Source organism: Altericroceibacterium xinjiangense (genome assembly GCF_003958635.1).
Classification (GTDB): domain Bacteria; phylum Pseudomonadota; class Alphaproteobacteria; order Sphingomonadales; family Sphingomonadaceae; genus Altericroceibacterium_A; species Altericroceibacterium_A xinjiangense.
Window position 1 is genome coordinate 1 of sequence record NZ_RSEK01000039.1, and the last position, 6,784, is coordinate 6,784.

The window sequence follows — 6,784 nt, forward strand, 5'->3', positions numbered from 1 at the left end:
CGCCCACACCTTCATGTCCGCGATCTGCATCGCCGCGACCGTCATCTTCTGGTTGCCGCAATGAGTCCTGAGCCTAGGCGGGGTGCTTCGGGCGCCTTCCGGCTGCAAGCCGCTGCCCTTGGTTCAGAGGAATACCAGACGCAATGAATGTTGTGATGATCGGGACGGGCTACGTCGGGCTGGTCTCGGGCGCCTGTTTCGCCGATTTCGGTCATACGGTGACGTGCGTCGACAAGGACGCGAGCAAGGTCGATGCGCTGCAGCAAGGGGGCATTCCGATCTTCGAGCCCGGGCTCGACGAACTGGTGGCGAAGAACGCAGCCGCCGGTCGCCTTGTGTTCACGCAGGATGTCGCGGGAGCGGTTCCCGCGGCAGACGCCGTGTTCATCGCTGTCGGCACGCCTTCCCGGCGCGGGGACGGCCACGCAGACCTGAGCTATGTCTATGCCGCCGCTCGCGAGATGGCGCAGTACCTTACTCCGGGAACCGTGGTTGTCACCAAGTCCACTGTTCCGGTCGGCACTGGAGACGAAGTTCAGCGGATCATCCGCAAGTTGCGGCCCGATCTGGATTTCTCGGTTGCCTCGAACCCCGAGTTTCTTCGCGAGGGTGCCGCGATCGAAGACTTCAAGCGGCCGGACCGGGTGGTGATCGGGTGCGACGACGATCAGGCGCGTACCGTGCTGCAGGAGATTTATCGACCGCTGCTCAGCAACGAATCTCCGCTGGTGGTCATGTCCCGCCGCACGGCCGAGCTCACCAAGTACGCGGCTAACGCCTTCCTTGCGACCAAGATCAGCTTCATCAACGAGATTGCGGACTTGTGCGATAAAGTCGGCGCGGATGTGGAGCATGTGGCTTACGGCGTCGGCCTGGACAATCGGATCGGGGCGAAGTTCCTGCGGGCGGGGCCCGGCTATGGCGGATCGTGCTTCCCCAAGGACACGTTAGCGCTATTGAAAACCGGACAGGACTTCGAAGCTCCCTTGCGGATTGTTGAGGCTGTGGTGCTGGCTAACGATAATCGCAAGCGCGCAATGGGCCGCAAGGTGGTCCAGTCGCTGGGCAAGGATGTACAGAGCAAGACCGTTGGTCTGCTGGGCCTGACGTTCAAGCCCAACACCGACGACATGCGCGATTCGCCGGCGCTGGCTATCGTCCAGGCACTGCAGGATGCCGGTGTGCAGGTGCGCGCCTACGATCCGGAAGGCATGGAACAGGCCGCGCGCCTGCTTGAGAATGTGACCTACTGCAAGGATGCGTACGACGCGCTGGACGGAGCGGACGCAGCCGTGATCGTGACCGAGTGGGACACGTTCGGCGCACTCGATTTCGGTCGCCTCAAGGAACTGCTGAACGACCACTTGCTGGTGGATCTACGCAACGTCTACGAACGCGAGGAAGTCGAGCGTCAGGGGTTTCGTTACATAGCGGTGGGGCGGTAGAAGAACTTACGATCCCGTGCCGGCGGTGAGTCGGTGCGGGACACCGCAGGGCTGCGTCCGAACGTCCGATCAGGTTAACACAAGTGGTCACCTGAACACGGATAGATGCCGCCGTAAACTTCCGCTCTCAAGTTACTGAATACCGCCGGACGAACGCGGAGGGGCTATCCGCCGCTCGAGCGCTGTGGTGGCGACAGGAGAGCTTCGCGCAGGATCTCGTCCACGCGGGTTTGCCAGCCATCTCCGCTATCGCGCAGGGCTTGGAGCACATCGGGCGAAAGCCGAATACTGACGGGCTGCTTACGCTCACTTGGTGGAAGGCACGGTGGGCCGGGACGACGCAGAATGAGTGCGGCCTTCTCCCTGCCAAGAACCTCCGCCGCAGGGCGCGCACGCGCGAAATCCTCTTCGGTCCATTCCGGGTTGTCGTCGTCGTCCGCGGGCGGCGGCAGGGGCGTGCTCATACTGCTGCATCTCCTGTTGTGGAGCCGACGAGGTGGACGCAACGTCGGTTTCAATGAATGCAATCATGTGTGGATGCAATCATCGCGGCAAGTCTGCGCGCCGCTGCGACGGCGGGCAAAGCTACTGACCGCGGACGAGCGACATCCGGCTTCAAGCCAGAGCATTTCTTCGCATCCGGCAACGCCAATCTTTCACCGATAGCAAGTTCACCAGCCGGCTGTTGTCTTGCCGGATTTCGGCCTGCCGCTCGCATGAAACGGCCGTCCTTTTACCTCCCGGCGTTCGCCTGCCTCTGAGGGCAAGGGGAAATGCTTTCCCGCAGGCTACTCCAGCTGGCTGATAATCAGAGAACAAAATGGTGCGGCTACAGGAACCACGCTAGCGGCTGTAAGCAGCGGAAACGCTGGCTTCCGCAGGATGAGTGACACGATATGGCCCCCAATGTGGCCCCCTCATCGGCTAGGCTGCTCGTTCTGCGCTATCTGTTTCCCGGCCGGCATGGATCACCGTCAGGCGAATCACTAGGGGCATTTCGGGACTCTGTCTCAGTCCGAACTGTAGGAAACGTTATGACAGTTCTTTCAGTCTGTTCGAGGTGGGCCGGCCGCGTTCCTCACGGGTAACCTACGAGAGTGGGTGCTTCAGCAGCAGCCCCCATCGTCGCGCACTGCCTGCCCCAGTTACCCACAATCGGCATCGCGGCTGGCGCCCCTGCAGCGGTTGACCGGCGAATCGGTTCAGGCGTACTCTGCCCTCGGGCTTGGCTAGCCCACGTCGTGCCGTTGGGGTGCGGGTTTCTGGGAGGGCCGCTTCTCGTCATGGGGAGCGGCCCTTCGGCTGTCCGGCTACGGAATTGCTGGCCTTTTCGCATTCGGTGTCAGTTTGGCGGTCGGACACATGGGCGACAGTTGCTTTCAGTCTTCGCTGGCCGACGAACACGACGCGGCGCAGGACTCCCGCCCGGTTCCCGCGTCAGGAAAGGACCTTTGAGATGGTGACGGCGACCGCCAGCATCGCGCCCACAATCGAGCAGATGCGAACCGTCAGCTTGTCCGCGTGGGTGTCCAGAGCCTTTTAGAGATCGCCTTTCGTCACACGATCATTGATAGCCGATTGCATCCTGCTCACCAATGCGTCCGCCATTTGCGGCGCTCGCTCTCATGCCGAGACTGTCAGGAATCAATGACAGTTCTTTCAGTCTGCGTCGGATAGGCGGAGACCGCGCTGCCGGGCGCTCATCTCGGGGCTGTGTCTGGAAGCTTGGCGCAGTTCTCGAGCAGTTTCCGGAGTTGCCGACCCCATGCCCGCAGTTCCACCGCGTTAGGAGCGAGAATCATCAGGTCGTGCCGCGCATCGCCGTTGAACTTGGTGCCCACTTGCTTCGGCTCAGGCGGAATCATCGATGGCTTGATGCACGCGACGGGATCGGAATTATCAACGACAGGAGGGGCCTGAATGATGTCCGGTTGAGCCGCTGTCTCCAGCGGAATTACGCTGTGACTGCAGCCGCCGAGGAGAAGCCCTACGAGTAGTACCCCTCTCATAGCCCCGCCGCCTGCAGGATCGACTTGGGTGTTATGCAATTAGCTTCGGCCAGTTTTTGTTGCCGGACAGCCTCTTCCTTGCGCTCGAGCTCTGCCGATTGCTCTTCCTGTTTCTGCAAACGTTCATCAACGAACTCGCGCCTTACCCGGTTGTCTAGCGCGTACGTGGCGAAGCGCATTTCAACATTCTTCATCGCAACCCTCGTTTTGACGTGGGCGAAGCGTTCCGCGGTTAGCTCTTGGGACAAGCTCGCCCGCTCCTGCGCCAGCGAGTAAACCTGCACAGATGCAGCTACCAAAGCAGCCGTCAGAACCAACGACAAGCACACCAGAAGCGGCACTTTCCCCGAGAATGCAATTGCACGAGACCAACTCAAGGCACTTCCCTCCATCGATCGCGGCTGATGCCGGTACCGTAGGGAGCTAAGCCGACAGGGTCTCTGCGTGCAACTACCTACAAACTGATCGGCGGTAGCACTGCCATTGTGAGCGCGAATGGGGCGGCGCCACAGAAGGCAACGGGGGAGGTTCGGCTGGTGAAACGGACAGCACTGTCCATGGGAAGGCGCGGGTCCTTACCGGCGGATCCGCGGGAGCGTAGCGCTGTGGAACCGCTTTTTTCCGGCCAGAGCAGCCCCCGCGAGATGGGCATAGTTTGAAGTTTCAGTTCGGGAGCTCGCCACCAGGGATCCGCGCGCAACGAACTGAGGCTCGTAAACAGTCGCCGTTCGACTTGTTGAAATTTCAGGCTGCCGGTCAGCCGTGAGCTCCTTTGGGTAACGGTTTGCTCATCAGCAGCGCGCCCAATGCTGGACATCTTGTACAGCGGGACATTTCCTGCACGCGGCAATTCCAGTCCTGAGCATCAAGCACCAAAAGCACCCGTTGTTTTCCCGTCGCATGAGGACCGGCAGAGTGGACCGGGCCTGCCTGCCTCGGCCCAAGTGTCTGTACTGAAGAAAGTACCATGCGCTGCCATCAGAAGAAGACGGATTGACACCAAGGCTGCTAGTGGGTGCGCCTCGCCGAAACTTCGCACGACCGCATCGAGTGCCTCGGTCCTGTCGGGCGGGGGCTGATGCAGGCGCGCTCCGCCCCGTGGAAGTGATCTAGCAAACCAGACCATCGCTTGCGGCGGATCAAAGAGAAAACGCTTGAGAGCGACCGGTGGCTGCTCCGCGCGGCTATATTTAAGAGGCGGGAAGAGGTTCAAGAGCAATGGATTTCGAAGAAGAAAACCGACGGCTGACCGCGGAGCTTCAGCAGCTTCGGGCCCGCTTGCACCTGCTGGAAGAGGCAGTCGAGAATGTGCGGCACGGCTTGTGCGTTTTCGACGCGGAAGGCCGGATAGCCTTCTGCAATAGCCGCTATCCTGAGGTAATCGGCCTCCCGGCAGAGAGGGTCGTACCGGGGCTGCCCGCAAGAGAATTGATCCGGATGGCTGTGGACGCAGGTTACTACCCGCCCGAACGTAGTGTCGAAGAGCTTGAAAGCGACTTTTGGCGCAACCTCTGCTCTGAAAGCGAGCTGCGCGCGCGCATCTATCGCGGCGGCCGGACCTACGTGATCCACCCTGGCTGGACCACCGACGGTAATCTCGTTGCAACCTTTGAAGACATAACGGCGCAGCTGGCGGCGGAGACCGCTCTGCGGGACAGCGAGGCGCGCCTCAGCGCCATGCTCGAAGCTATCCCGGATTGCGTCGAAATCTTCAACGACAAGGGAGCGCTGACCTACATCAACCCCGCGGGGCTGAGCCTACTTCAGGCATCCGATCTTGAAACGCTTGCCGCTTCCGGACACGTGCCTGTTCCGCCCGAGTATATGGCGACACACATCGACGTCCACAATCGTGTCCTCGCCGGGGAAAGCATCTTCTGGACGTACGAAATCGTCGGCATGGGCGGAACGAGACGGAGTGTGGAAGCACATGCCGTCCCTTTCCGGCTGCCCGACGGGACCTCAGGACAAATGAGCATCACGCGGGATATCACTCAGCGTAATGCAGCCGAGGAAGCATTACGCCGGAGCGAGGAGCGCTTGCAGCTGGTGCACAAGGCGACCGGTCTGGCGGATTTCGAGGCCAGTTCGGAAGGGGTGGTGTTCTGCTCAGAAAGGTTTTTCGAGCAGGTCGGACTCCCGGTCCCCTCGACCAAAACGATCAGCTTCGAACAGTGGTTCAACATTGTTCATCCCGAGGACCGTGAGTGGCTCACCGAAGAGACCTTCCGCGCCGCGGAAAACCGCGACGATTTTGCCTGCCAGTTCCGGATTATTCGCGCAGATACTGGTGAAACCCGCTGGATCGCCGGTCGTACGATTGTCGAGCGTGATCAGGAAGGCAGCTTCGTCAGGACGATTGGCGCCCAACTCGACATCACCACGATCAAGGAGGCGGAGAGTGCTCTTCGCCGCAGTGAAGAGCGGCTGCGGATCGTCCAGGAAGCGTCTGACTTAGCCGCATTCGAGAATGATGGTGGCGAGGTATCCATTTGCTCCGACAGGTTCTTCGAGCAGGTCGGGCTCCCGATAGGCGACAACACCATCTCAATTTGGGCTTGGCTCGACCTTGTCCATTCGGATGATCGGGAAAAAGTCCGTGCTGAAATGAAGCAGGCCCGGATCGATGCCGATACCTTCGATTTGGAGTATCGGATCATTCGACCAGATAACGGGGAAGTGCGCTGGATTTCATGTCGCACGAAGCTGCTGCGCGACAAGAGCGGTACGGTCATCAGAACACTCGGCGCTCACCGTGACATTACGCATCGCAAACGTTCCGAGCTCGCCTTGCAGGAAAGTGAGGAGCGCTTCAGGCTCGCGGCCGAGGCCGCCGGGTTTGGCGTTTGGGACTTCGATCCGGTTACCGCCACACGCCGATGGTCAAATCGTCTCCTGACGATATTCGGCCTGGAGGAAGACGTTGAACCCGCGGTCAAGGTAGCAGCTGATCGCGTTCATCCGGAAGATCGGGCACGGTTTCTCACGCTACTTGAACAGGCTGGCGCCGATGAGACTTCGGAAAAATTCGAGGATAGTTTCAAAATCATCCGAGCCGATAACCGGGCCGAACGGTGGGTTGCACTTAACTGCTGGAAAGCTCCCCGCGATGATGGCCAGCCCGGCCGGATTATTCTGACCGTGCGTGACATAACCGAGGAAAGAACTGCCGAGGAGCAGATCCTCTGGAATGCAACTCATGACGCGCTAACTCACCTCGCAAACCGGCCGCGCTTCCAAGAGAAGCTTGAAGAGGCAATACAGGAGGGAAAAACGTCCGGACAATCGGTCGGTCTCCTGCTGCTCGATCTCGATCACTTCAAGCAGACC

At 60.3% G+C, this 6,784-nt stretch carries 4 protein-coding genes; 2 read left to right on the plus strand and 2 right to left on the minus strand.

The features are described 5' to 3' along the window. Nucleotides 1-143 precede the first annotated feature (143 nt). Nucleotides 144-1,445: a UDP-glucose dehydrogenase family protein gene (locus tag ELY13_RS14460; protein ID WP_126174601.1), complete on the plus strand. Its 1,302-nt coding sequence runs from the start codon at nucleotides 144-146 to the stop codon at nucleotides 1,443-1,445. Nucleotides 1,446-1,609: 164 nt separating this feature from the next. Here ELY13_RS14460 and ELY13_RS14465 read toward each other — a convergent pair whose 3' ends face one another. Together ELY13_RS14465 and ELY13_RS14470 are read right to left on the minus strand one after the other, a co-directional pair. Beyond that, nucleotides 1,610-1,909 (minus strand): BrnA antitoxin family protein, encoded by a 300-nt coding sequence (locus tag ELY13_RS14465; RefSeq protein WP_126174602.1) that lies wholly within the window; start codon nucleotides 1,907-1,909, stop codon nucleotides 1,610-1,612. A 1,541-nt stretch (nucleotides 1,910-3,450) separates the two neighbouring features. Continuing rightward, entirely contained in the window at nucleotides 3,451-3,777 is a 327-nt protein-coding gene (locus ELY13_RS14470; protein ID WP_206436087.1) for a hypothetical protein, read from the minus strand. Between the two features lie 895 nt (nucleotides 3,778-4,672). Here ELY13_RS14470 and ELY13_RS14475 point away from each other — a divergent pair. Next, nucleotides 4,673-6,784 (plus strand): bifunctional diguanylate cyclase/phosphodiesterase (locus ELY13_RS14475; RefSeq protein ID WP_126174604.1); only part of this gene is annotated, 2,112 nt, incomplete at its 3' end.